The 1,037-nt window shown below is 40.0% G+C and carries 1 protein-coding gene; it reads left to right on the forward strand.

Annotated features, from left to right (window positions below; translation table 11 throughout):
• The first annotated feature begins 105 nt into the window (after positions 1-105).
• The gene (locus CXF70_RS06640; protein WP_101802017.1) at positions 106-822 is read left to right on the forward strand and encodes a hypothetical protein; all 717 of its coding nucleotides are present in this window, start codon (positions 106-108) and stop codon (positions 820-822) included.
• The last annotated feature ends 215 nt before the right edge of the window (positions 823-1,037 follow it).

Genomic DNA, 1,037 nt, shown 5'->3' on the forward strand with positions numbered 1-1,037 from the left:
GAGAAAGCACCAGAACCTGAGGCACAATGCCATCCACAAACAACTAAAGAAAACATGTCTACAAATGCAAACAACTACTAATGGAGAAAAAAGGAGGAGTTTCTTTTGGAACATGAACATCACAATGAACACCACAAAAATCGTAAATATCATGATATGGATGAAAAACTTCCCGAAGTCCAAATAAATATCACTTATAACTACGGGATAGTGACGATTAAAGTTCGTGATAAAGAAAACAATGCTGTAGCTTTAACTGAAACTCACGAAAAAAGAATGCACCTGGTTATTACCAGTGCAGATTTAGAAACTTTTTTACATGTCCACCCCATCGAAAATGCTTCTGGAGATTTCGAAGTGGTGTTGGAACTGCCTCCGGGACGTTACCTTGCTTTCGCGGATATCAATCCCGGAAGAATGACTTATGTTATCGAGCCAATTACGATAACAGTCGGCAAGGTTACTGACACCCCAAGCATCGATTGGGAGATGCTTGCGGAAAGGGATAGTGCTACAAAAGAAGTCGAGGGTAAAACCGTTACGTTTCACCATCCAAAGCTGACTGCCGGAAAATCAGCTGCTCTATCTTTTGATTTAAACGGCGAAACTCCTTTGCCTTACTTAGGGGCATTAGGCCATGTAGTTGTGCTGGATGAACAAGGAGAAAAATTTATCCACGTCCATCCAGTATCAGAAGACAAACCCGTATTTGAAGCTCAGTTCCCTTCACCTGGTTTTTATAAACTATGGGTTGAATTCAAATTCTCAGACGCGGGCGTTCTCGCTTTTCCATTTGTCATGAAAGTCGCTGATAGAAATTAACTTGCAAGAAAGAGCATAAATTACTTCGGTATCACTTTGGACAATAACCTAAAAACATAAAACTAAAAAACGCCTTGCATTGAAAAAAGGTATGAAAATACCAAAATTCTATACAAGGCGTTTTTCTGTATGGCTTCAAAAAGGGGTCAAAAAAAGGGTACCGAAACGACTCTATCCTGAGAAAGAAGTCCAATGTCATCCAGATGAAGCGCAAC

The sequence above is a fragment of the Planomicrobium sp. MB-3u-38 genome (assembly GCF_002836425.1).
In the GTDB taxonomy this organism is placed as follows: Bacteria; Bacillota; Bacilli; order Bacillales_A; family Planococcaceae; genus Planococcus; species Planococcus okeanokoites.